General features: G+C 51.5%; 21 protein-coding genes. 15 read left to right on the top strand and 6 right to left on the bottom strand.

Annotated features, from left to right (window positions below):
* Nucleotides 1-15 precede the first annotated feature (15 nt).
* Together B5D63_RS11850 and pheT are read right to left on the bottom strand one after the other, a co-directional pair.
* Nucleotides 16-321: a hypothetical protein gene (locus B5D63_RS11850; protein WP_078669017.1), complete on the bottom strand. Its 306-nt coding sequence runs from the start codon at nt 319-321 to the stop codon at nt 16-18.
* A 104-nt stretch (nt 322-425) separates the two neighbouring features.
* On the bottom strand, nt 426-2,855 hold the full coding sequence (gene pheT / locus B5D63_RS11845) for a phenylalanine--tRNA ligase subunit beta (RefSeq protein ID WP_078669016.1): 2,430 nt from the start codon (nt 2,853-2,855) through the stop codon (nt 426-428).
* A 520-nt stretch (nt 2,856-3,375) separates the two neighbouring features.
* On the opposite strand from pheT, the gene dnaB reads away from it, so the two are divergent.
* The 3 genes from dnaB to B5D63_RS11825 all read left to right on the top strand — a co-directional run bounded on the left by dnaB (nt 3,376) and on the right by B5D63_RS11825 (nt 7,174).
* On the top strand, nt 3,376-4,938 hold the full coding sequence (gene dnaB, locus B5D63_RS11835) for a replicative DNA helicase (protein WP_078669014.1): 1,563 nt from the start codon (nt 3,376-3,378) through the stop codon (nt 4,936-4,938).
* A 132-nt stretch (nt 4,939-5,070) separates the two neighbouring features.
* Complete coding sequence (locus B5D63_RS11830) at nt 5,071-6,441, top strand: MATE family efflux transporter (protein ID WP_078669013.1); 1,371 nt, start codon at nt 5,071-5,073, stop codon at nt 6,439-6,441.
* A 10-nt stretch (nt 6,442-6,451) separates the two neighbouring features.
* Nucleotides 6,452-7,174 carry an RsmE family RNA methyltransferase gene (locus B5D63_RS11825; RefSeq protein ID WP_078669012.1) on the top strand — a complete coding sequence of 241 codons (723 nt, stop codon included), beginning with the start codon at nt 6,452-6,454 and terminating at the stop codon, nt 7,172-7,174.
* Nucleotides 7,175-7,253: 79 nt separating this feature from the next.
* Here the strand turns inward: B5D63_RS11825 and B5D63_RS11820 are convergent, their stop codons facing one another.
* A complete protein-coding gene (locus B5D63_RS11820) occupies nt 7,254-8,033 on the bottom strand; it encodes a TerC family protein (protein ID WP_078669011.1) in 780 nt (259 codons plus the stop codon).
* 24 nt (nt 8,034-8,057) lie between these two features.
* The gene (locus tag B5D63_RS11815; RefSeq protein WP_078669010.1) at nt 8,058-9,083 is read right to left on the bottom strand and encodes a quinone-dependent dihydroorotate dehydrogenase; all 1,026 of its coding nucleotides are present in this window, start codon (nt 9,081-9,083) and stop codon (nt 8,058-8,060) included.
* 264 nt (nt 9,084-9,347) lie between these two features.
* Between B5D63_RS11815 and B5D63_RS11810 the strand changes: the two genes are divergently transcribed.
* The 10 genes from B5D63_RS11810 to B5D63_RS11765 all read left to right on the top strand — a co-directional run bounded on the left by B5D63_RS11810 (nt 9,348) and on the right by B5D63_RS11765 (nt 21,025).
* On the top strand, nt 9,348-9,866 hold the full coding sequence (locus B5D63_RS11810) for an RNA polymerase sigma-70 factor (protein ID WP_078669009.1): 519 nt from the start codon (nt 9,348-9,350) through the stop codon (nt 9,864-9,866).
* A gap of 99 nt (nt 9,867-9,965) precedes the next feature.
* On the top strand, nt 9,966-10,961 hold the full coding sequence (locus tag B5D63_RS11805) for a FecR domain-containing protein (RefSeq protein WP_078669008.1): 996 nt from the start codon (nt 9,966-9,968) through the stop codon (nt 10,959-10,961).
* Nucleotides 10,962-11,189: 228 nt separating this feature from the next.
* Nucleotides 11,190-13,742: a TonB-dependent receptor gene (locus B5D63_RS11800; RefSeq protein ID WP_159455993.1), complete on the top strand. Its 2,553-nt coding sequence runs from the start codon at nt 11,190-11,192 to the stop codon at nt 13,740-13,742.
* Nucleotides 13,743-13,754: 12 nt separating this feature from the next.
* Nucleotides 13,755-14,606, top strand: a complete 852-nt coding sequence (locus B5D63_RS11795) for a DUF4249 domain-containing protein (protein ID WP_078669006.1) — start codon at nt 13,755-13,757, stop codon at nt 14,604-14,606.
* 382 nt (nt 14,607-14,988) lie between these two features.
* Nucleotides 14,989-15,330, top strand: a complete 342-nt coding sequence (locus tag B5D63_RS11790; RefSeq protein ID WP_143312882.1) for a DUF6686 family protein — start codon at nt 14,989-14,991, stop codon at nt 15,328-15,330.
* 183 nt (nt 15,331-15,513) lie between these two features.
* Nucleotides 15,514-16,557 (top strand): glutaminase A, encoded by a 1,044-nt coding sequence (glsA, locus tag B5D63_RS11785; protein WP_200816991.1) that lies wholly within the window; start codon nt 15,514-15,516, stop codon nt 16,555-16,557.
* A gap of 261 nt (nt 16,558-16,818) precedes the next feature.
* A complete protein-coding gene (locus tag B5D63_RS11780) occupies nt 16,819-17,757 on the top strand; it encodes a DnaJ C-terminal domain-containing protein (protein ID WP_078669003.1) in 939 nt (312 codons plus the stop codon).
* Nucleotides 17,750-18,100 carry a damage-inducible protein D gene (locus tag B5D63_RS11775; RefSeq protein WP_143312881.1) on the top strand — a complete coding sequence of 117 codons (351 nt, stop codon included), beginning with the start codon at nt 17,750-17,752 and terminating at the stop codon, nt 18,098-18,100. Before B5D63_RS11780 ends, B5D63_RS11775 begins: the two co-directional genes overlap by 8 nt.
* Nucleotides 18,097-19,518 carry a DHA2 family efflux MFS transporter permease subunit gene (locus tag B5D63_RS11770; protein WP_078669001.1) on the top strand — a complete coding sequence of 474 codons (1,422 nt, stop codon included), beginning with the start codon at nt 18,097-18,099 and terminating at the stop codon, nt 19,516-19,518. Before B5D63_RS11775 ends, B5D63_RS11770 begins: the two co-directional genes overlap by 4 nt.
* A 52-nt stretch (nt 19,519-19,570) precedes the next feature.
* Complete coding sequence (locus B5D63_RS11765; protein ID WP_159455992.1) at nt 19,571-21,025, top strand: hybrid sensor histidine kinase/response regulator; 1,455 nt, start codon at nt 19,571-19,573, stop codon at nt 21,023-21,025.
* On the opposite strand, the gene B5D63_RS11760 is transcribed toward B5D63_RS11765, so the two are convergent.
* Nucleotides 21,015-21,851 carry a CvfB family protein gene (locus B5D63_RS11760; RefSeq protein ID WP_078668999.1) on the bottom strand — a complete coding sequence of 279 codons (837 nt, stop codon included), beginning with the start codon at nt 21,849-21,851 and terminating at the stop codon, nt 21,015-21,017. The two genes, B5D63_RS11765 and B5D63_RS11760, sit on opposite strands and share 11 nt — an antisense overlap.
* A gap of 139 nt (nt 21,852-21,990) precedes the next feature.
* Here B5D63_RS11760 and B5D63_RS11755 point away from each other — a divergent pair, with 139 nt between their 5' ends.
* Nucleotides 21,991-22,827 (top strand): sulfite exporter TauE/SafE family protein, encoded by an 837-nt coding sequence (locus B5D63_RS11755; RefSeq protein ID WP_078668998.1) that lies wholly within the window; start codon nt 21,991-21,993, stop codon nt 22,825-22,827.
* Between the two features lie 3 nt (nt 22,828-22,830).
* Nucleotides 22,831-23,232 carry a DUF1634 domain-containing protein gene (locus B5D63_RS11750; protein ID WP_078668997.1) on the top strand — a complete coding sequence of 134 codons (402 nt, stop codon included), beginning with the start codon at nt 22,831-22,833 and terminating at the stop codon, nt 23,230-23,232.
* 77 nt (nt 23,233-23,309) lie between these two features.
* Here the strand turns inward: B5D63_RS11750 and B5D63_RS11745 are convergent, their stop codons facing one another.
* Entirely contained in the window at nt 23,310-25,019 is a 1,710-nt protein-coding gene (locus B5D63_RS11745) for a RagB/SusD family nutrient uptake outer membrane protein (RefSeq protein ID WP_078668996.1), read from the bottom strand.
* Between the last annotated feature and the right edge of the window lie 15 nt (nt 25,020-25,034).

The raw sequence follows: 25,034 nt of genomic DNA, 5'->3' as shown, positions 1-25,034 counted from the left end.
TGAAATTATTTTATGTCAGCCGTTTAACAAGGCGATACACCGGTCAATCTCTTTGATATACTCATTGATCTTGTTGCGGATCTCCTTTTTAAAGGCTGCGTCTTCTGTTGCTGTGGCGCCCCCATGGGCGGTAGCTGCTATCCTCGACAGATGCAGTTTGTCTTCCATTGCCTGTATGGCCAGCTGTTGCTGTTGCAGTGTCTGTTGTTGTTGGTTGATTTCGTCTTTTAGCAACGTATTCTCCGACTGCACCTGGTGAAGTCTCTTCACCAGCAGTTGTAGCTTTTCTTCTACCCGTTGAATATATTGCTCTAATACCATTTTAAACAATTGATATATTTTCGATTTTTTGATTTACGGATTTCGGGATTAAAGAAGTTGATCAATCGCTCAAATCTGTAAATCAAAAAATCGAAAATCGAAAATTATCTCCGTATTTCCGCTTGCAGCTGCGTTTCAAAAGTCTTTACCAGCTTGTCCATCACCCCGTCGATTTCTTTGTCGGTCAGGGTTTTCTGGGTATCCAGGAAGGTAAAGCTTACTGCATATGATTTTTTATTGGCTCCCAGCTTCTCGCTTTCGAACACGTCGAAGAGATTGATGTCCTGCAGCAGCTGTGATTTTACAGCACGAGCAGCGGCCTCAACGGCTGCAAACCGCATCTGTTTATCCAGCACCAGGGCCAGGTCTCTCCTAACGGCGGGGAAGCGGGGGATTTCCCTGTAAAAGTTATCACTTTTTTGTAACAGTCCGAGTATTTTATCCCAATTAAAAGTGGCATACCATACCGGTTGTTTAATGTCGAACTGCTTCAGTTTCTGTGTGGTAACGCCTCCCAGGGTAGCTACCACCTGGTTTTTTACTTTGATTTCCCAGGCCGGCTGCAGGCTGGTGTCGGTACCTTCCACCCATTGAAACTGCTGATAACCCAGTTGTTTCAGTACGTTCAGTACAAACCCTTTCAGATCGTAGAAGTCAACCGGACTGGTTTTTTGCATCCAGGTTTCCGCCGTTCTTTTACCGGTCAGGTATAAAACGAGGTGGTTGTTCTCTGCATAGCCCTTTTCGAGTACCTGGTAAGTTTTGCCGAATTCGAAGAAGAACAGGTCTTCATTCTTACGGTTCAGGTTGTAGGAAATGCTTTCCAGGCCGGTTTCCAGCATGGAAGGGCGCATGATGTCCAGTTCCACGGTGAGGCTGTTCATCATTTTCACGGCGCGCTCCAGTACTTCCGGCGTATAGTATTTGCTGTTGGTGATGGAGTTGGTGAAAATTTCATTGAAACCATTGCCGGCGAGGTAGTTGGCCACTTTTTCCCGGATACCTTCCTCATCGGGATGGGCAGACAGGGAGGGGGAGATGGTGACATGGGACGGGATTTCGATATTGTCCAGGCCGTCTATCCGCATTACTTCCTCTACCAGGTCTGCCGGCAGGCTGATGTCCGGTTTGCTGAAGGGAACAGCTACCCGCAGGCTTTCGGCGGTTTCTGCGATCATATCGAAGCCGAGGCTGCGCAGGATATTTTTGATTTTTTCCGGCGCATATCGGCTGCCACTGAGTTTGTGGATATAAGCGTAGGTGGTTTCCACCTGTGTTTTCACTTTTGGTGCCGGATATACGTCCACGATATCGGACGCGGCTTTACCGCCGGCCAGCTCGCAGATCAATGCCGCTGCGCGTTGCAGGGCGAAGACCGTATTGGAGATATCCACGCCTTTTTCAAAGCGGGTAGCAGCATCGGTGCGGAGGCCGTGCCGGAAAGAGGTGGTCCGGATACCGCCGGGAGCAAACAAAGCGCTCTCCAGGAAAATGTCTTTGGTGCTGTCGCTTACGCCGGAGTGCAATCCGCCGAAAACGCCGGCAATACTCATCCCTTCACCAGCGCCGTTGCAGATCATCAGATCGGTAGCGTCCAGCTTTCTTTCTTTTTCATCGAGGGTTACGAAAACGGTATCCTGCGGGAGGTTTTTCACCACCACCGCATTGCCTTTGACAGCGCTTGCGTCGAAGGCGTGGAGCGGTTGACCGGTTTCGTGCAGCACGAAGTTGGTGATATCCACAATATTATTGATCGAGCGTACGCCGATGGTCAGCAGGTGGTTCTTCAGCCATTCCGGAGAAGGGGCCACGGTAACGCCGGTGATGCTGATGCCGCTGTAGCGCGGGCAGGCATCGGTATTTTCGAGGGTGACGCTGATCGGAAGTTGTGCCGCTGCTGCTGGCAGGGCTTTGATTTCCGGCAGCTGCACCTGGTATTTGTGGGTATGTTCCAGGTTGTTGAGGAAAGCGCATACGTCTTTCGCTACGCCGATATGGCTCATGGCATCCATACGGTTGGGGGTGAGACCTATTTCGTAGGTCCAGTCCTGCGCCGGTTTAAATACATCGGCAGCCGGTGTGCCAGGCTGCAGGGAGGCATCCAGTACCATAATACCGGCGTGGCTGTTGCCCAGGCCGATTTCGTCTTCTGCACAGATCATACCCTGGCTTTCTTCGCCGCGGATCTTCGCCTTTTTCATGGTCAGGGGCTCGCCGCCCAGGGGATAGATGGTGGTGCCGATAGGCGCTACCACCACTTTCTGTCCTGCCGCTACGTTGGGCGCACCGCACACAATGTGCAGCGGTTCGCCATTGCCGGTGTTGACAGTGGTCAGTTTCAGTTTGTCAGCATTGGGGTGCTTCTCGGCGGTCAGTACTTCACCAATCACCAAGCCGGCAAGGCTGCCCTTTACCGCCTCGAACTTATCAAGGCTCTCAACTTCCAGGCCTATTCTTGTCAGGATGGTGGACAGTTCCTCCGGTGTAGGTTTGACCGGTAAATACTCACAAAGCCAGTTGTATGAAATCGTCATTTGTCTGCTTGGTTTATAAAGAAGCGTAAAGTTAAAGAATTACAAATTACGAATTGCGAATTACCCCTTTACAGCCGCATTGCCGGGAAAAAATATCCCGGAGAAGGGATGAACAGCGGTTTCCCTGCCCGCATTTTCCCGCATATCCCTGCCTGGCCACTATTCCGGACGCCTGCCGGTAGCCCTGGCAGCTGATGTGAAAATCTTTTTTACACAATGTGTGTGAATAATCAGACCTTTGCATGTGGTTTTTTCGGTTTTTGGTGGATAACCTATAATGCGTGGTGGATAACCCACTTGTTAATGGTGGATAAACTGTGCATGAGGCTTAATAAATTTAGTCGTCAAATAAAAAAGGTTAATTAAAAAAATGCCTTTACCTTAGTTTGTACGGCTCGAGAAAAATTTACAATTTCTTAAAGCGGCAAATGCTGCCGGATACAGGAATAATGCAAATAAATACCGGAAAGGCCCATTGACTGTAACCTTTTATTAACTTTTTTTAATACTCTGACCATAAATGGATCTCAATCTTAAGAAGGACCGCAATGTTCGCAGAAAACCGGCCATTGAAGTGTCGTCCTTGGTGTACGGCAAGGTACCACCACAGGCTAAAGAATTGGAAGAAGCTGTTTTGGGAGCCATCATGCTGGAAAAGGGTGCTTTTGATATTGTTGTAGAGATATTGAAAGGCGAGTGTTTTTATGTGGAAGCACACCAGCTGATTTTTTCCGCCATGACCCGTCTGGCGTCGAAATCGATGCCGGTAGACATTCTCACCGTGACAGAAGAGCTCAAGTCCATGGGCTCGCTGGAGGCGGTAGGCGGACCATTTACCGTGATGAAACTCACCAATGCGGTGGTGTCTTCGGCCAACATCGAAGCACACGCCCGTATCATCCTGCAGAAATTTATTCAGCGGGAGCTGATCCGCATTTCCGGAGAGATCCTTACCGAATCTTACGAAGATACTGCCGACGTGTTCGACCTGCTCGACAGCGCCGAATCCAAACTCTTCGAGATCACCAATAACCACCTTCGTAAAAACTACGACTCCATCGACCGCGTACTGGTAAACACCATGAAGCGTATCGAAGACCTCCGTAATAAAGGCGATGATATCACCGGTGTGCCCTCCGGCTTCCCGTCACTCGATAAAGTGACTTACGGCTGGCAGTCTACCGACCTTATCATCATCGCGGCCCGTCCTTCCGTAGGTAAAACGGCTTTCGCCCTTAACCTCGCCCGTAACGCGGCCCTCCATCCCCGCTTCCCGAAAGGGGCGGCCGTATTTTCCCTGGAGATGTCCTCCGGCCAGATCGTACAACGTATCCTCTCGGCGGAATCGGAAATCAAACTGGAAAAAATCTCCCGTGGTAAACTGGAAGAATATGAAATGAAGAAGCTGATGACCCACGGTATCGAACGCCTGGCGAAAGCACCCATCTTCATCGACGATACCCCGGCGCTCAATATCTTCGAGCTGAGAGCCAAATGCCGACGATTGGTACACAACCACGGCGTAGGGGTGATCATCATCGACTACCTCCAGCTGATGAGCGGTAGCGGCGACGGCAGGGGTTCCAACCGTGAGCAGGAGATCAGTAAAATCTCCCGTGACCTGAAAGGCCTCGCAAAAGAGCTGCAGGTACCGGTGATCGCCCTCTCCCAGTTGAGCCGTGATGTGGAAAAACGTAAGGACGGTAATAAAATGCCTCAGCTGAGTGACCTCCGTGAATCCGGTGCGATCGAACAGGATGCCGACATGGTAATGTTCCTGTACCGCCCCGAATACTACGAGATCAACGCCAACGAAATGGGCGAATCCAACAAAGGTGAAACGCACGTCCGTATTGCGAAACACCGTAACGGTCAGCTGGACACCATCAAATTAAGAGCTGTACTGGAATTCCAGCGCTTCGAAGATGATGGCAGCCTGGAAAACCCCGGAGGGGGAGGTAGTCCGTTCGCAGGCATTTCCCGCCCGCAGGGCGGCAACGATGAGGCGAAGCTGTATATACAGAAGGGCTCAAAAATGAATGACATGAACTTTGACGAAGGTTTTGAAGATGCACCGTTTTAGCACCTGTAACGATATTTGCTTAAAGGCCGGCATCACCAGATCGCCGGCCTTTTTGTTGGTACCGGATAAATTTATCACTACCGGAAAAAATTACCCTGTTAGCAGTCAATAAATAATTAATCAGACGAATCAATGAAACAGCTTTATTTAAAATACCAGCCTTATTACAAGGACAATTTCCATTTAGCCTATCCTGTTGTTATCTCCCAGTTGGGCCACACGCTGGTGGCCCTGTCAGACAGCATCATTATCGGTCATACCGGTAAAGTGCCTCTGGCGGCGGTATCCCTGGGCAATAGCCTGTTCAACATTTTTATGGTGACCGGCATCGGCATGTCTTACGGGCTCACCCCGCTGATTGCGCAGGAAAACGGCCGCGGTAATAAAAAAGCCATCGGCCACCTGTTGAGCCACAGCCTGATCATCAATATGGTCGTAGGTTTCCTGTTGTCTGCCGTCATTTATTTCGGCAGCAGCCACCTGGAATTACTCAAACAGGAAGCGGATGTGGCGGAACAGGCGCGTCCTTTCCTCCGCTACCTCGGTTTCTCCTTTATCCCGCTGATGCTGTTCCTGTCATTCAAACAGTTTGCGGAAGGGCTGGGCTTCACCCGGCAGGCGATGAACATCAGCATTATCGGTAATGTGATCAATATCATCATCGGTATCACCCTGGTGTACGGTCTTTTCGGGATGCCACGCCTGGGGGTGATAGGCGTAGGTATCGCCACTTTTACTGACCGACTGATCATGGGCATCACCATGGCTTTTTATGTATTGAAGTCCCCCCGCTTCAAGCCTTACCTGCAATCGTTCGGGTTCCGGCACCTGGAATGGGCTTCCGTTAAAAAGATCCTGGGCATCGGTACGCCGGTGGCGCTGCAATATATTTTTGAGATCAGCGCCTTCAGTGGCGCGGCGGTGATCGTGGGCTGGATGGGCGCTGCTGAGCTGGCGGCTCACCAGATCGCACTCAGCCTGGCGGCCATGACCTACATGATGGCCAGCGGTATCTCTGCTGCCGCCGGTATCAAAAGCGGTAACAACTTCGGGAAAAAAGACTACCAGTCCCTGCGTCATTCCGCTATCGCCAGTTACCATATGGTGCTGGTGCTGATGGGCACGACCGCGCTGATATTTATGCTGCTTAAAAACCTGTTGCCAGCCATGTATATCAATGATCCGCAGGTGATACCTATCGCTGCCGGGCTGCTGGTGATCGCCGCTTTCTTCCAGTTGTTTGACGGTACGCAGGTAGTGGGACTGGGCATTCTCCGCGGTCTTGGCGACGTGCGGATGCCTACGCTCATCACGCTGTTGGCTTACTGGGGCATTGGTATCCCGCTGGGGTACGTGCTGGGTATTCAGCTGGGGTATGGTGTGGAAGGCGTATGGTGGGCGTTGTTACTGGGGCTGCTGACCGCATCCGTGCTGTTGTTTTTCAGGTTCCATATCAAAAGCCGCAAGCTGGCCAATGCGGGTAATGACAAAATAATCCAATAATTTGCGCCCCATGGACAAGCCTATTTTTTACGCGCCGGATATTGCTGCAGATGCTGCAGCTTACACGATGAACGAGGATACTTCCAAGTACTGTATACAGGTGCTACGGCATGAAAACGGCGATGAGGTGCTGCTGGCTGATGGCCGCGGGCGCCGGTTTCATGCGGTGATCACGGATGATAACCGCAAGCGCTGCGGGGTACGGATTACCGCCTGCGATACGTTGCCGGCGCCGGCGCCGGCGCTTCGTATAGCGATTTCATTTACTAAAAATGCCTCCCGGATAGAGTGGTTCCTGGAAAAGGCCGCGGAAATAGGGATCACTACAATTATTCCACTGGTAAGCCATCGTACGGAAAAGGAAAAGATCAAAGCCGAAAGACTGCAGAATATCCTGGTATCGGCCATGCTGCAGTCGCAGCAGTTTTATCTGCCGCAGCTGCTGGAGCCGCAGCCGTTTGACAGGCTGGTGAGCACCAATACCGATCCGCAGCGGCTGATCGCTCACTGTTTGCCCGGACAAAAGCGGGAACTGATACATCATTTTCAACCCGGGAAAGATACTGTTATCCTGATCGGGCCGGAGGGTGATTTTACGCCGGAAGAGATACAGCTGGCGCTGGATAAGGGGTTTGAGCCGGTGTCGCTGGGCAGCAACAGGCTGAGAACGGAGACGGCGGGAATGGTTTCTGTAACGGTAATGAATATGTTAAATATCGATGCATCCGAATAGCGGAGGCGATGTTATATCAAAAAGGACGGCCTGGAACATAGTGTTCCGGGCCGTCCTTTTTATCGTTTATCCGTTGATGTTAGCGCTGTTTGTCTTTCAGGGTAGGTTCTTTAAGTTCTACTGGTTGAGCAGTGCCTTTCCGCATGCGCATGTTCAGCATTTCCACGCCGAAAGAGAAGGCCATGGCGAAGTAGACATAGTTTTTCAAGTGCAGTTCGTGTGCTTTCTCTGCATTCCAGCCTTCCACGATGAGGATGGCGCCTACCATTACGAGGAAGGAAAGGGCCAGCATTTTGAGCGTGGGGTGTTTGTGGATGAAGTCACTGATGCGGGGAGCAAACAGGAACATTACGATCATGGCGATGATGACGGCGATGATCATAATAGGCACTTGTTTGGCGATGCCTACGGCGGTGATGATGCTATCGAAGGAGAACACGGTGTCGATCAGGATGATTTGTCCTACCACATTGAGCATGGAGGCGACAGGTTTGTTGCCGTTCTGGGTTTGACCGGTCGTTTCCTCACCTTCCAGTTTGTGGTGGATTTCCAGGGTTGTTTTGACGAGCAGGAAGAGGCCGCCGCCCAGCATGATCAGGTCGCGCAGGCTGAAGCCGTGGCTGCCGATATGGAACAGCGGGTCTACGGCCTTCACGATGTAACCGATGCAAAGGAGGAGGATAATACGTACTGCGATGCCGGTAAACATCCAGATGCGGCGTGCCGCCGGTCTTTTTTCCGGGGGCAGGCGGTTCATGACAATAGAAACGAAGATCACATTGTCGATGCCTAATACCACTTCCATGAGTATCAGTGTCAGAAGGCTGATGATAGATTCAGCTGTCAGGAATTGTTCCATATAGGTTGTAGTTGAAATGCTGCATTATCTGCCCAGGCCGGCGCAAATTTTCCTTACGATGGCAGGTCCTTCGTAGATGAAGCCGGTATATACCTGTACCAGCGAAGCGCCTGCGTCCAGTTTTTCCTGTGCATCGGCTGCGGTGAAGATGCCACCGGCGGCGATGATAGGAATGCTGCCCTGGCTGCGCTGATGGATGTACTTAATCACGGCGGTGGATTTCTCCCTTACCGGGAGGCCGCTAAGGCCGCCGGCGCCGATCTCCGCGATGGTGGCCGCCGGAGTGGCCAGTCCTTCCCGGCTGATGGTGGTGTTGGTGGCCACAATGCCAGCCAGTTTCGTCTCCTGTACAATCTCGATAATATCGTCCAGTTGCTCGTTTGTCAGATCGGGTGCTATCTTCAGGAGGATGGGTTTCTGTTTCAGTTTCTGTGCATTGAGCAGTTGCAGATGATGCAGCAGCTGTTTCAGCGGTTCTTTCTCCTGTAAGGCTCTCAGGTTAGGGGTATTGGGAGAGCTGACATTTACCACGAAATAGTCGGCCACGTCATAGAGCGCATGAAAACATTTTTCGTAGTCGCTTACGGCTTCTTCGTTGGGGGTATTTTTATTTTTACCGATGTTGCCACCGACGATGATATTGGATTTTCTCCGGCGCAATCTTTTGGCTGCGGCCGCGGCGCCTTCGTTGTTGAAGCCCATACGGTTGATCAGGGCCTGGTCTGCCGGCAGGCGGAAGAGGCGGGGCTGGTCATTGCCGGGTTGTGCCAGCGGGGTCACGGTGCCGATTTCCACGAAACCGAATCCCAGGCAGGCCAGTTCATCAATGTATTTGGCGTCTTTGTCAAACCCGGCGGCCAGTCCTACCGGGTTGGAAAAACGGAGGCCAAACAGTTCCCGCTCCAATCCTTTCGTTTTAACGTCGCAAAAGGCCCGTAGTACATTTTTACCGAAAGGGAGCGCATAAATTGTTTTCATTCCACGCATCACAACGTGGTGGATCTTTTCCGGCTGAACGCGGAATAGCAGTTTTTTAATTAGTTGATACATTGCGGGGTCAAAGATAATCAGGATTTATATGATTTCTACTGATTAGCCTGATTCAGCAGATACAGATATTTTTACAGGGTTGTTTTGTCTCTACTGTTCTGTGTGGATTTTTATATCACTGTTTACCGGGGATCATACCCACTGGCGGTATCCCCCAAAAAATCTTTTTATAAAAAATATAACAAAAAATTGGCATAATTCATATTTACTCCGCAGGCGAATCAGTAGAAATCATGTAAATCATAGTTATATTTGTGCCTCATCATGTTGGAACTCCAGTCATTCGAATCATTGTTCCGGGAAAATCATGCGCAATGCGTCGCCTTTGCCACTCACTATATGGGAGATTCCCATGCGGCAGAGGAGGTCGTACAGCAAGTGTTTTTGAGACTCTGGGAAAAGCGGGATAGTATCACTATCACCGGGCCGGTGAAAGCATATCTGTTTTCTGCCATCCGGAATACCGCTATCAGCCAGTGGCGTAAGGAAACGGTCAGGGTGGACAGGGAGACCCACTACAGTACTATACGGGAAACAGCCACAGAGGCCACCGACCAGGCCCGCGAACTGGAAAGGCTTTACCAGCAGGCGCTGGACAGGCTGCCGGAAAGATGCCGGGAGGTATTTGTCCTGAGCCGCCAGCAACAGATGAAATATGCCGAAATTGCGGCCACCCTTGACATCTCCGTAAAGACAGTCGAGAACCACATGGGCAAGGCCCTTCGTATCCTGCACCAGGAACTGAAGGAATACCTGCCGTTGTTAACTGGCTTATTTTTTTAAAAAATTATAGAGGGCGCATAGGGGAAGCACAATTTTCCATGCGTCTACTTATATGGGCAGCCGACTAAGGCAGACCTGATAAAAAACGTACAACTGCGCATGACATCAAGCTATTCTGATGAGGCACTGTATACCTTGCTTTGCAAGTATCTGCTGAATGAAGCGGATATGGAGGAGCGTGCCTGGGTGGAAGCCTGGTTGCAGGACGATACCGGCAATGCCAGATTACTGGCGTCGTTGGGTAAAGTGCTGCAAACGGCCGCTGATCAGGCGGTAACGGTGCCGGTGGAAACAGATCACTCCTGGCAGCAGTTGTATGCTAAAATGAATGTGACGCCACAACGGGCGTATGCCGTACCGAAACAGGTGCAGAAAGTACCTGCCCGCAAGTCCGGTTTTATTTATACCTTGCTGAAAGTGGCGGCGGTATTACTGATAGCCCTGGGTGCCGGATGGTGGTTCCTGACAGGAAAACAGCCTTCAGCTGTCTTTGCCGGACCGACCACCGCTCAACTGCCGGACGGCAGCAGTGTGCAGCTGATGACGGATTCCAGGCTGGAACTGGCCAAAGGCTATAATAACAGTAACCGGACCGTGAGCCTGCAGGGGGTGGCTACCTTCGATGTGGCCGGAAACGCCGGCCAGCCGTTTGTGGTGTTGCTGGGCCATACAGAAATAAAGGTGCTGGGCACCCGCTTTACCGTACATTATATGCCCGGCCGGCAAGCCGTTTCGGTGCATGTGGCAAGCGGTAAAGTGATGGTGATCGATCATGACAAGGCAGACAGCGTAGTGCTTACACAAGGCATGCTGCTGCGGCATGATAGTCTCCGCCCCGCTTTCCGTATTGCGACACACATAGCTGATATAGAGAAAAAATCACTTGCTTTTCACGATACCCCATTGGAGGAAGTACTGCAAACCATCACAGAGGTGTATGACGTAAAAGTGGAACTGGAAAATACCGCGCTGTTGAAACTGACCGTCAGCACTACCTTTAATGGTGAAAGTATAGACGAGGTAATGAACGCACTGGCGATGACGCTCAATGCATCGTGGGAGAAAACAAGTGAAAGACAATATAAATTAAAGTAGGCACTACCTATGGCATTTAGCGAACTTGCCGGGAGATTTTCTGTAGCAGATCTCCCTGTGGGTTCGCTATTCATCATTTGTTGCAGGTGATGTCTTCCTTATATCCCGATAACAAAGTCATTCATTAAAATTATGTCGTTAGCCGGCAAACTGCTGACGGGGATCTTATGTTTATTGTTATGTTCCCCGTTAAAAGTTTCAGGGTGGGATTGGCAAACAAGAGTCACAGTGGTAGTAAAGGACCAGCCTCTGAAGGCGGTATGTGAAATACTGGAGAAAGAGTATGGTATCCACTTTTCATATAGCAGAGAACTTGTTGACTTGTCCCGGAAAGTTACCGTCACAGCATACCAACAGCGGCTCAAAAGCCTGCTGGAGCAGCTGTTTGCGCCTGAAGATATCCGTTTTACCCGCGTGGGAGACCAGCTGGTATTGCAACAGGTGAAACGCTCCACCCGCACTATCAGCGGTTACGTACAGGATGCGGTCAGCGGTGAAAAGCTTCCCGGCGCCACTATCTATGCCCCCACACTCAAACAGGGAACTACTACCAATCAATACGGTTTTTTCAGCCTGACTACGGTAAAAGATACCAACAGTCTGATTGTATCTTATGTTGGCTATGAGCCTGCGCTGCTGCCGGTGGAAGGGCAGGCCAACAGGATACTGCTGGTACCCCTGCAGCCGCTGGCCAGCCTGCAGGAAGTGGTGGTAAGCGCTACCGATAAAACCAAACTGCAGGACCAGACCCAGATGAGCCGGGTACATCTGCCGCTGGCAGTAGTACAGTCTATGCCCAAACTGCTGGGAGAAGCGGACGTGATGCGTACCCTGCAATCCATGCCCGGCGTAGGCGGTGGTATGGATGGCGCCGGCGGCCTGCATGTGAGAGGCGGCAGCCCTGACCAGAACCTCATCCTTATGGACGGCACACCGGTGTTTAACTTCTCCCATTTCTTCGGGGTATACTCCCTGCTCAACGCGGAAGTGGTAAAATCAGCAGACCTCTATAAAGGCGCTTTCCCGGCGCGCTTCGGCGGGCGCCTGTCATCCGTGGTGGATATTTCTCTGAAAGACGGTGATATGCGGCACTACCACGGCGACGTGGCTATCGGGATGATCTCCGCCAAGTTTAACGTGGAAGGACCAATCATAAAAGATAAAACATCCTTTATCGTTTCTGCCCGCCGGTCGTATCCCGACCTGCTATACAATGCCACGCTGCGGACGGATGGTGATTTCGGGAGAGGCGGCGCCCTGCTCGCGTATTTCTATGATGTAAATGCAAAAATCAACCATATTTTTTCGGCGAAAGATCGCATTTACCTGAGCCTGTATAAGGGGGAAGATAACCTGCGGATTAAATCGGTACCGGATACCGCATTGCCGGATGCCGCAGGGCGTGTCACAGAAAGCAGCCGTTTCCAGCTGGGATGGGGTAATACCATCGGCGGGCTGCGCTGGAACCATATTTACAGTACCCGCCTTTTTTCCAATGTCAGCCTTAACTACTCCCAGTACGCTTTCCGGACGGAATATAACTTCAAATCCAAAATGCCCGCCACCGGACAGGCTTCTGACCTGTATGGGAAATATTTTTCGCGGATGAAAAACCTGGGACTGAAAGTAGATTTTGATTTCCGCCCCTCGCCCAATCACTCGTTCCGTTTTGGTACAGCGGTTACCGCACATTATTTTAAACCGGGGCTGATGGATATGTCCGACAAAGGGGCCATTCCCGTGGTGCCGCTGGACACCGGTAAGAACGGGCTGGATATACGTGGTACCGAGATGTTATTGTACCTGGAAGACGACTGGCGGCTGACGGAAAACCTGTATGCCAACCTGGGCGTGCATACTTCCGGCTTCCTGGTGGAAGGCCGTTTTTATCATTCCCTGCAGCCAAGGGTAGGACTACGATATATGTTGCCGCGCAACTGGGCGGTGAAAGCGTCTTATACGCATATGAACCAGTATATTCATCTGCTGTCCAGCGCGGGGACTTCCCTGCCGACAGATGTGTGGGTACCTTCCACCCAACGGGTGGCGCCCATGTATTCCCGGCAGGTAGCGGCAGGTATCGCGAAAACCAGTATGAACAATGCTTTTGAATTCACGCTGGAAGGATATTATAAGACCATGTATAACATGATCGAATACTCGAACAATAACACGGCGATCACCGAAAACCTGGAGCGTTGGGATGAGAATGTGGTGATCGGTAAAGGCTGGAGTTATGGCGGCGAGGCGATGATCAAAAAACAAAAAGGTTCCACCACCGGCTGGATCGGCTATACGCTGGCGTGGAGTACACGGCAGTTTCCGGATATCAACAGGGGGCGCATCTTCCCTTATAAATACGATCACCGCCACGATGTGGAAATCGTATTGACCCAGCGGATCGGTAAGCGGTGGGAAGCCTCGGCTTCCTGGCATTATACCACCGGTGCGCCGTTGACACTGCCGGTATCCAGCTACCAGGGCGTGGGCACACCTTCTCCCTGGGACCCGGGCAACGGCGGAGACGTGGCGCTGGACCGTTATGACGGGCGTTACAACTATCGTGCAGCAGATGTACACCGCCTGGATGTGGGGATCACGTATTCCAAACAGAAAAAGCGTTGGCGCAAGAGCTGGAACCTGAGCGTGTATAATGTGTACAACCAGAAGAACCCATTCCTCTATTATATGAAACGGGACGAAGAGGAGAAGCAGCGTTACCTGTCAAAGGTAACGGTGATGCCTATCCTGCCCAGCATTACCTATTCGATCAAATTCTAAAAAACACAGTGTATGAGATCTTTTTTCGTATATGGTATACTGTTAATGACCTTACTGTCCGCCTGCGAAGAGCGCGTGAATATACAGCTGAAATATGAGGGTGACAAGATTGTGGTCAACAGTCTCCTGCAACCGGACAGTGTGGCGTATATCCGTATTACCCGCAGTGTACCGGCCAATGTGTATGATGAAAGCGGTTTCGCGGAAATCCGCGATGCACAGGTGACGCTGTTGCAGAACGGCATCGCTATGAGCGCTGTACAACAACAAACCATCAAAGGACGTACTTACTTCGTTTCCAAAGAGAAGATATCTAACGGTAACGAATATACGATAAATGCATCAGCTCCCGGACTTACGCCGGTTACTGCAAAGGATACGCTGCCACCGGCGCCGGAGATTTCCGGTGCGGCCGCGCAGCGGAGCAGCACACGGGTTGTTTTCACCCTGAAAGACCGGCCGGGTGCGCGGGATTATTACAAAGTGCGTGTATTTACATGCGGTCCCGGCGACCGGCCTGATACGATGCGTAATTTCCGGCTGGACCCGGCTTTCAACAACAACCTGATAGACGTTATCACCAATGCCCACTATGCCAGCCTGATCATGGATGATGCGCGCTTTGACGGTAAAACGGTCAACTTTGTACTGGAAACGGAATATCCCATTAACGCCACGCGCATGATGGTGGAAGTCAGCGAGCTTACATGCGGCGGCTACAAATATTTCCGCACGTCGGATGCGCAGATAGGGAACGGCGGCGTGCTGATCACTGAGCCGGCGACGGTATATACCAATGTGGTGAACGGTTACGGCATTGTGGCCGGCATCAATGCAAAGAGGATCGTGTTTACGACAGAATAAATAGGAAACTTATTTTTTTTCCTGATCCGATAAATGCATTCTTATTTTATGATGTAGGTTTGTCCTGCAATAGTTTCAATATTACACCCTATGAAACCCCTGCGCCCGCTGTGTTTACAGCGGGCGCTTTTTTTGCGGGTGCTAAAAAAATGTTAATGAAACTTTCCTTTTTGCGTAAATCGTTTTCCTGATCCGTCAGCACTAGTTGTATGCGGCGGTGTACTTTTGGTATGACAAGATGCTTCGGCGTATTTGCTATACATAATAGAGAAGAGAAAGGTATCTGTTGTTTGTAACCTCATTTTTCCATAACGAGTGATGAATAAAAGTCCTGACAGCGGCCGGTTCCCCGGTCGCTGGAGGCACTAACCGCAAAAAGCTTATGTGTAATTATCAGACTTTATATCATGGCGGCAATGGATATGTTATTCGCTGCGCTCATTGCAAAGGCATTCAGATGGCCTTTGGTACCAGTGTTGTTAACCTGGCCCCGGAAGAATTTTTTTGTTTCGCTGATATGGTAGTCCGTTTATCTGATAACAGCGACCCGCTTTACCAGGAGCATGAGAAAAGTATCTGTCTGCCTTTACCTGCAGATCATGTGATGATGCTGCTTACGCCGGCGGAGGTGAGAAGCCTGGCCAGGATGGTCCTGGAAGTGCAGGCGTTGCTGGAGGCTTATGCTATACTGGACGCGGCTTCTCCCTGTTCTTCGGAGGATTGATGGTTCCTTTTGTTTTCCCTGTGTTGACCCTGGTCTTTTTGTTGCCGGGTGGCCTTTCTATGGCGCCACTACAGAAAAATAACGGCCATGTTTGAACTTTATCCGTTTTGGGGATGTTCTAATAGCGCGCAGATCAGCCATCCGGGCTGATGCAGGTACGCCGCAAACCCAAAATCCGTTATCATGCCGCTACATGAAGTGCTGACATCTTTCACCCAAAGAAAATTATTATGCTTGCTGGCAGGCATGTTGTGCTGCTGGGGGTACAGTGACGCGCAGAAAAAGACGATGCCTTCCGAAAAGCGCATCCGCGAAGTCATGCAGCAGGCCTATCACCAGTTCAAAAGCAGCAGTGGCGGTGCTAACGCCAGTTACATTCCCTACCTGGCAAATGTAGACCCCGAGCTGTATGGCATCGCTATTTGTACGGCCGACGGGAAAGTGCTGGAGCTGGGCGACAGTAAATATGAATTCGGTATTGAGTCTATTTCGAAAGTATTTGTACTGGCGCTGGCCTTGCAGCAGCGGGGCGCCAGGGCGGTGGAAGACAGTATCGGCGTTAACGCTACCGGGATGCCCTTCAACTCTGTGATGGCGGTGGAGCTGGACCCGCAGCGGGCGGTCAATCCGCTTGTGAATGCCGGCGCCATGGCGACCAACAGTTTTATCAGGGCGCCTAGCAGTGCGGCCAAATGGATGATGATCGATGATATGATGGCCAGGTTTGCTTCCCGGCGCTTATCGGTCATCCAGCAGCTGTATGCTTCTGAGACAGCCACCAATCTGCATAACAGGGCTATAGCGTGGTTGTTGTATTCTTATGGCCGTTTTTATGACGATGTCAGCGAGGCGGTAGACCTGTACACCCGTGCCTGTTCCTACGGTTCCAGTACGCGTGACCTGGCCATCATGGCCGGTACGCTCGCCAATAGCGGCATAAACCCCGTCACCCGCGAGAAAGTGATCGATGCTGCGCTCTGTCCGCGCATCCTGGCTACCATGCTTACAGAAGGGCTATACGATAACACCGGTTCATGGATATACCATGCCGGTGTGCCTGCGAAGAGCGGCGTAGGCGGCGGTATGATCGCCGTGGCTCCCGGTAAGATGGCTATTGCGGTGTTTGCCCCGCCACTGGACAAATCGGGCAACAGTGTAAAGGCGCAGAAAACACTGCAGTACATTATCGATGAACTGAAGCTGAATTTACTGCTGCCCCAGGGCTGAAGCCCGGTGATTGCGGCGCGATTATCCCCCGCAGACAACGTATCATACCCTGCAGCACTGTTCAAGGCAATAGCCAGCGGATGATGGCCGCGGGAAATTGCGTATTGCCGTTACCGTGGTGGCTGCACGGGCCGCCGCCGCGTTGGTGGCAGCAGGAACAAAGGCTGGCACTTCCCTGTAAAATGTCATTTTTTTCCGGTATATTTCTTGTGGCCATTCTTAACTCCTGAACAAGTTTCAATCATCACATGTTGTATACTTATGGACGTAAAAGATTACTACAAGATACTTGGTGTAGAGAAGACAGCAACAGCAGAACAGATCAAAAAGGCGTACAGGAAACTCGCGGTAAAATATCATCCTGATAAGAACCAGGGGGACAAAGCCGCTGAGGAAAAGTTCAAGGAGATAAATGAAGCGTATGAAGTGCTAAGCGACGAAGAGAAGCGCAAGAAATACGATCAGTTCGGAGAAAACTACAAGTATTACGAGCAGCACGGCGGCCGTCCGGAAGATTTCGACTGGTCGCAGTACGGCGGTAGCAGACAAAGCGGTGGATACACCTATTCCGGCAATATGGAAGACATGTTTGGCGGAGAGGGTGGATTTTCCGATTTCTTTGAGCAGTTGTTCGGTAACCGTTTTTCCGGCGGCGGCCGGCGGCAGCAGGGTCCGGCCCACGGGCGGGATGCACAGGCCACCATGGAGGTATCGCTGGAAGATGCCTACAACGGCGCCACCAGGCAGGTGGAGGTAAACGGCAGCCGGCTGAACATCAAACTGAAGCCCGGGCTGCAGGAAGGCCAGGTGATCCGCCTCAAGGGAAAAGGCTCGCCCGGACGCCAGGGAGGCCCGCCCGGAGACCTGCTGATCACTATCCAGCTGGGCGCCCACCCGTCATACGAACTGAAAGGACAGGATATTCATACCGAAGTGCCGTTGCCCCTGTATACGGCCATTTTGGGCGGTAAACTGACCGTACCTACGCCTGCCGCTTCGCTGAGCATGAACATCCCCGCAGGCACAGACAGCGGCAAGGTATTCCGCTTAAAAGGTAAAGGCATGCCGGCATATGACCATAAAGGCGCTGCCGGCGATCTGTACATTAAAGCGATCGTGCATATTCCCAAGAATCTTTCCGACAAGGAAAAAGAACTGTTTCAGCAACTTTCACAACTAAATGAGAATGGTCATGCTTAAACTTTTTGATTACCTGGAAGAAGTGATTGCCACTGAGAGAATTTCACAACTGAAAAATCCGCCCCTGTTGTATACCGCCAGCGAAATCATGCAGGAGCTGGGATATGATAATCCTGCTATGATACAGGAGCCACTGGACAGGGCCATGCATGCCTGTGCCTCCCTGCAGATACCTGTCAGCTATAACTTTCACAAAATATATTGTTTTAAAGACGGTGGAGAAATGGAAACAGACTGGCAACTGTCGGAACTGGCCACCTATTTGTTGATGATCAACTGCAATCCGCTAAATCCGCTGGTCGCTAAAGCTCAGCTTATCTTTATGATGAAAGACCGCGTATGAGAGACGTCAACAGGACCGGTATTCTGATTGTGATCATCATGGGTACCACCATGGCGGGGATAGACTCCAGCATTGTTAATATATCCCTGCCCGTTATGAGTAAACAATTCAATTGTACACTCAGCGAAATAGAATGGGTGATCACTGTATACATGCTGAGTTTCTCCGTGCTCATGCCCCTTACCAACTGGCTGAAAAACCGCATCGGCTTTTTTAATCTTTATATCGGCGCTATTTCCCTGTTTACGTTCGGATCGTTATTGTGCGCGTTGTCCACCACCCTGCCGTCTTTGCTGGTAGGCCGCGTGGTACAGGCGTTAGGCGGCGGCGCCATGGCGCCCACTTCCATGGCCATTATCTCCTATGTGTTTCCCGCCAGGGTACGCGGCGCTGTTTTAGGCTGGTGGGGACTGGGCAACCTGGTAGGGCCGGCCATCGGGCCTACACTGGGTGGTATCCTGACAGAGCAGTTCGGATGGCCTTCTATTTTCTATATCAATCTGCCGATAGGCGTCATTACGGTGTTGTTGTCTTTCAGATACCTGAATGTGCTGCGCAGCCAGCCTAAGTTAAAACTTCCTTTCGACCTTTTGGGTTTTACCTTCCTGACCATCTTCCTGGTGTGTCTGCAATATGGGGTGGCCCGCGCCGAGGTGCTGGGTATCACTTCTCCCGAAATACTGGTGACCCTGGGGATAGCGGTGGTGGCGCTGCTATTTTTTATCCTGCTGGACCGCCGCCAGCAGGCGCCGATTATCGACCTTCAGTTGTTTAAAAACTATTCTTTCGTCAGTTGTATACTGGTCACCATTTCCCGGGCGGCTGCCTTGTTTGGCGGGCTGTTTCTGATGCCTTTCCTGTTGCAGGAACAAATGGGTTATTCAGAAGGCGCATCGGGGCTGCTGATACTGCCCAATTCCGTTTTCATGGCTGCCCTGATGCCGTTTGCCGGCAAGTGGTCTGATAAACACGGCTCCCGGGAAATATCCATGCTGGGAATTATGCTGCTGGCGGCTTCCATGTATCTTTTCGCTGTGCTGGACCGTGGCAGCAACATTTGGTCGGTGATCACTGCCATGACGGTGAGGGGGCTTGGTATGGGCCTGCTGCTGGCGCCGCTGAATGCCGCTACCCTCAGTTCGGTACGGCCGTCAGAGGTTACCATGGCTTCTTCCCTGAGCACCCTGATGCAACAGGTAGGCGGGGCGATTGGAATTGCTGTGCTTGCTATTATTACCCAGACGGCTTACAACAACCATGTGCTGGCCGGTGCAACCTCCATGCGGGCGCACCACCTGGCACTGCGGCAAGGGTTTCATATTTCCCTGATCATCCTGCTGGTAACCCTCGTACCTGCCTGGTTCCTTCCCCGCAGGAACGTAGTGCTGAAAGATGTTGATGCGCATATCGATACCTGATGTATATTGGCACATATTTTTTGAAGGAAAAAGTGGAACTATACCATCATCTATGGCTATTAACAGCAAGAAACACATTTTGATGATCGATGACGACGAGGATGATTTTTTCCTGGTGAACGCTTTACTGCAGGACATTTCGCCCAACGAGTATGTTTTACAGTGGGCGTCTTCCTACAGTGAAGCGCTGGCTATTATCGAAACCCGGGGGCACGATCTGTACCTGGTTGACTATCGTTTGGGCGCACATACCGGTATTGATGTGTTGCATCATTTCCGCAACCTGGGTTATAAAGCCCCGGTTATTCTTTTTACCGGTAAGGGAGATTATCACATCGATAAAGAAGCCATGCAGGCCGGTGCCGCGGATTATCTCGTAAAAAGCGAAATTACCGCAGTGGGATTGGAACGTGCGATTCGTTATACACTGGATAAATTCACGCATCTCAACGTGATTGAGAAAAGTGAAAAAAGATATTTCAGCATTTTTGAAAAGTCCAACGACGCTATTCTGTTGGCCGATTGCGAGCATCGTATTGTGGCGGCCAATCCGGCAGCCATCCGGTTGCTGCGCTATGAAGAAACTTCACTGTATAAGAGTCACCTCGGTGCGCTGTTTGCAGATGAAAGCCAGATACAGGCATTTGTAGATCAGCTATGCAACGAGGAGGGCGTGGTAAGTCAGGAGTTCAGGTTCCGCACCTATCAGGGGCAGCAGCTGGATGTGGTAGTGAACGCATCGTTGCTGGATGAGAAGAAGCAGCTGTATCTCTGTATCATCCAGGATATTACAGAGCGTAAAAGAAAGGAACAGGAAAAGCAGCAACAGGAGAAGTTTGCTATTACGGGGAGAATAGCCCGCCTGATCGCGCATGAGGTGCGTAATCCGCTGACGAACATTCTGCTGGCCGTATCTGAACTAAAAACATCTGAAATGCCGCAGACGGCCGATTCCCAGTTATATCTCGATATCATGGAGCGGAACTGTCACCGTATCAACCAGCTGGTGACAGAGCTGCTGGAGTCTACCCGTATGTCTGAACTGAATATGCTGCCGCAGGGCCTCAACGTGCTGATAGAAAAGACCATTCATCTGGCGGCGGACCGTATGCAGCTGAATGATATCCGGGTGATTAAAAAACTACGGGAGCCGGACCAGCAGGTGATGGCCGATGAAGATAAGCTGATCATCGCCCTGCTGAACATTATTATCAACGGCATTGAGGCTATGAAAGCGGGTGATGGTACGCTGGAGGTAGAGAGCTGGCATGAACAGGACAAGGTGTTTGTTCGTATAAGCGATACCGGTAGTGGCATTCCGCAGGAGAACCTGGCGAAACTGTTTGAACCGTTTTTTACCAGTAAGACCAAAGGTACCGGCCTTGGGCTGACGGCTACCCAGAACATCATCCTTAACCATAAAGGAACGATCCACGTAGATAGCCGTCCGGGAGAAGGCACAGCGTTTCTGATCAGTTTCCCGATCGTGAAGGCGGTTACTCCGTAGCGTCCGCCTCTTTAATACCTGTTTGTGTGAAGATGATCTTCCGTTGTTTATACAGGTTGCCGATCGTCATTTTGAACGTTTTTTTGCTCATACCGAAGAACTCCTGTATTTCTTCCGGGGTGGATTTATCGTGATACGGCAGGTAGCCGTTGTTTTCCTGCAGCAGGCGGAGTATTTTCTCTCCTTCGTCTTCCACGCGCTTGTAGCCTGGCTGGCCCAGCACTACGTCTATTTTGTCTTCCCGGATGCTGCGGACGAAGCCTTTGAGTTTATCGCCGACTTCCACCGTGCGGAACAGTTCGTTGTGGTGGAGGATACCGGTGTGCTGGTTGTTAATGATCACCACATAGCCGATGTCGGTACGGCGGTACACCACCAGGGTGACCGGGTCCATTTCCTTTACGGTCAGGTTTTCATTGCTGAGGAAGCGGTCTATCTTCTCTGTGGCGGCGAGGCGGCCGGTCAGTTCGTCGATATATATTTTAACGAGGTATTCCTGTCCGGGCACCATGCGGGTCAGCTGTTGCGACTGTGGCACGAAGAGGTCTTTCATCAGGCCCCAGTCCAGGAAAGCGCCCTGTTTGGTGGTGCTGACGGCTTTCAGGTTCACGATATCGCCGGCGATGCCATAAGGCTTCTGGGTAGTGGCGATCAGCCTGTTTTCAGAATCATGGTACAGGAAAACTTCCAGTTCATCGCCTATTTTGGTGCCTTTAGGCACAAACCGCAATGGCAGCAGTATCTCCTGGTCCACACCTTCCAGATATACGCCGAAATCGGCTTCTTTTTTAACCCTTAACAGGTTATACGCACCCACCTTTATCATATAGAGAAATTAAGTATTCGGCTGCAAGTTACTTATAGATTACGGATTGTGGGAATCATATTCTGCTTACTTTTGCAACATTGGCCATTGAAGGCTGTTTTTTGCCTGTAATTGTCGATCTAAACCAACCAACCATCTTATGACGATTTTATCATTTACATTGATCCTGCTCGCCGGGGCCTTTCTGGCGGGGCTATTGGGGTCGCTTACCGGGCTGGGAGGCGGTGTGGTGATCATTCCGCTGCTGACACTCGGTTTCCACGTTGACATCCGCTATGCGATTGGTACCGCCCTGATCGCGTCTATTGCCACCTCTTCCGGTTCTGCTTCTGCTTATGTCAAGGAAGGGATCACCAACATCCGGCTGGGCATGTTCCTGGAGATCGCCACTACCACGGGGGCCGTGGTGGGAGCGCTGATAGCGGTCTTCATCCCTACCAATGTGGTGGCTATTATCTTTGGCTGCGTGCTGATCTTTTCAGCGCTGATGTCTTTTCGCAAAAAGTCGGAGGCCATTTCTGACGACGATGTCAGTAAACTGGCGCGTGACCTGAGGCTGAACGGGACCTATCCTTCCGGAGGGGAAGTGGTGTCTTACAAAGTACGGCATGTACCAGGCGGTTATTTTATGATGACCTTCGCCGGTGTGATGTCCGGCTTGCTGGGTATCGGTTCCGGCGCACTGAAGGTGCTGGCGATGGACAACATCATGCGGATTCCGTTTAAAGTGTCCACTACGACCAGCAATTTCATGATCGGTGTTACCGCCGCTGCCAGCGCCGTGGTATACCTGCAACGTGGTTATGTCAGCCCCGGCCTCTGTATGCCGGTTGTGCTGGGCGTGTTGCTGGGCGCTTTCGGGGGCTCGCGCCTGCTGGTGAAAGCCAATACCAAATGGTTACGTATAGTCTTTGGCGTAGTAATCACTTTCCTGGCGCTTCAGATGATTTATAATGGTCTCAACGGAAAACTGTAGTACATGAAGCGCTTATTATCGAAACATTTCTGGGCTGATAAAGATATACAGCAGCTGATCGGTAAACAACTCCGGGTGGGTGTTATCACTTCCAGCATCATCGTATTCCTGGGCGGGGTGGTATACCTGTACCGTCACGGACATGAAGCCCCCAACTACGGTACTTTTGCCGGTGTGCGGCAGGGGCTTGACAACCTGCCGGGTATCTTCACGGGTATTATGGAAGGCAAGGGCATGAATGTGATCCAGCTGGGGATCGTACTGCTGATTGCCACGCCTATTATCCGTATAGGCCTTTCCGTTTTTGCTTTTTTACTGGAGAAGGATTACCTCTATGTGGTGATTACCCTCATTGTACTGGGTGTGATCACTTTCAGCATGGTAGGGGGATTGGAACGATTGTAGAAAATCAATTTCGTATAGACGAAAGGGTTAGTGCAACTGCACTAACCCTTTTTTGTGAATACAACGATTGCTGACAGTTACCAGCCGGGGTTCTGCGGATAAGGCGTGCCGGTGGTGGTGGCGTCTATCTGGTCCTGCGGAATAGGGCGCAGCCAGTGTTTGGGCGATTTGAAGTTGATCCTGGCGTTGTCGTCGCAATGTTTCTGTAAGCGGGTGAGCAAGGTGCCGGTCCTTACGAGGTCCAGCCAGCGCACGTTTTCGCCGGCCAGTTCACGGGAGCGTTCATCGAGGATGAAGTCGATGTTAAGGTCGGCAGCGGTGATATCCATTTGGGTTTTATCGCCGGTGGGGAAAGCGGCCCTTTCCCTGACGGCGTTCACATACGGTACTGCTTCGGCGGTACGCCCGCTCTGCATCAGCGCTTCGGCCGCCACCAGGTATGTTTCTGCAAGGCGGTAAGCGATCAGGGGCCGGATGGAGGGCGCGTTCATATCAGAACGTTTGGTATCAACATATTTGGACAGGGCCGGTGACATTTTGATGGAGTATTTGCTGGACGGTATCAGTGTGTAAGGAGCCGCAGCTATCTGTGCATTGGAGAAAGTTCCCTGCGGCATGTAGATGCAGGTATCGCCCAGCTTCATTTTCGGCCGACCGGGAGCGGCGCCGGCCGGAGCGCCCGGCGGCAGCGGATTAGGCCATACGGGGATGCTGCTGGCGTTGTTGCAGAACCATACTGTCTGGAAGCTCTTGTTAAAGCGGGTATCGTTTTTCCTTTCCGCAAAAACAGTGTCTGTCAGCCATTTGGTGGGCACGGTACGGATGTAGGGACGGCCATCTTTGATGTTACGGCCCATGCCGTCGATTTTTTCGTATTGTGGTACGAAAAGATGTACCAGCATGTTGTCCGGCGTGCGGTTATCCTGGTTGGGAGAACCGTTGTAAGCCAGGCTGGCGGTATGTTGTACGGTCCACAGCACTTCTGCGTTGTTTTCGTTGCCTTCGGAGAATACGCTGCCGAAATCAGGGAGCAGGTTCAGTCCGAGTGACGGTGCATTCGTGAGCAGGTCTATCGCTGTTGCTGCGGCGTCCTGGTAGTCGGTAGGTTTGGCGGCTTTGCTGCCGGCGCGGGTCAGGTAAACTTTGGCCAGCACATGTTTGGCGGCGGCGGCGTTGGCGCGGCCGGGGTCTATGCCTTTGGGGCCGGGCGCCAGGTTGGGAATAGCTTCTTTCAGATCGGTGATGATGGCGTCGTATACTTTGGCGAGCGGATGGCGGTCGGCCGAGGTAACAGGCCCGGAGATGAAGGAAGTGGAGAGGGTCACATCTCCCCAAAGCTGCACCAGCACAAAGTAATAGTTGGCCCGCAGGAATTTCGCTTCTGCGATGGCTTTTTTACGGATATCTTCGGAAATGCCGGTGGCCTCGGGAGCGAACTGGATCACCGCGTTACAGGTGTTGATATACGTGTAAATATTGTTCCATTGTGCTTTGAACTTGCCATCGCTGGGCAGCAGGCCCGGATCGTAGGTCATGAAGTTCTGGTTACCGTCATTGCCCCTTTTAAATTCGTCTGTGCCGGGTGTGGTCATGGAGAAATAATCTTCGCAGCCCCAGACGGTGCGGGTACCTGCATATGAGGCGTCCAGTGCGGCGTTTACGCCCTGTGACGTTTTATAGAAATCCGGTACCAGCACGGCCCGGGGTGTTTCATTCAACATTTTGCTGCAGCCTCCCAGGAGAGAAGCGGCGGTGAGTATGCCTGCAGCGAACCATATCTTTTTCATCACACACAATTTTGA

It is taken from the genome of Chitinophaga eiseniae, assembly GCF_900167135.1.
In the GTDB taxonomy this organism is placed as follows: Bacteria; Bacteroidota; Bacteroidia; order Chitinophagales; family Chitinophagaceae; genus Chitinophaga; species Chitinophaga eiseniae.
The sequence above is the reverse complement of the archived record's forward strand: the minus strand, read 5'-3'. Positions and strand labels throughout refer to the sequence as shown.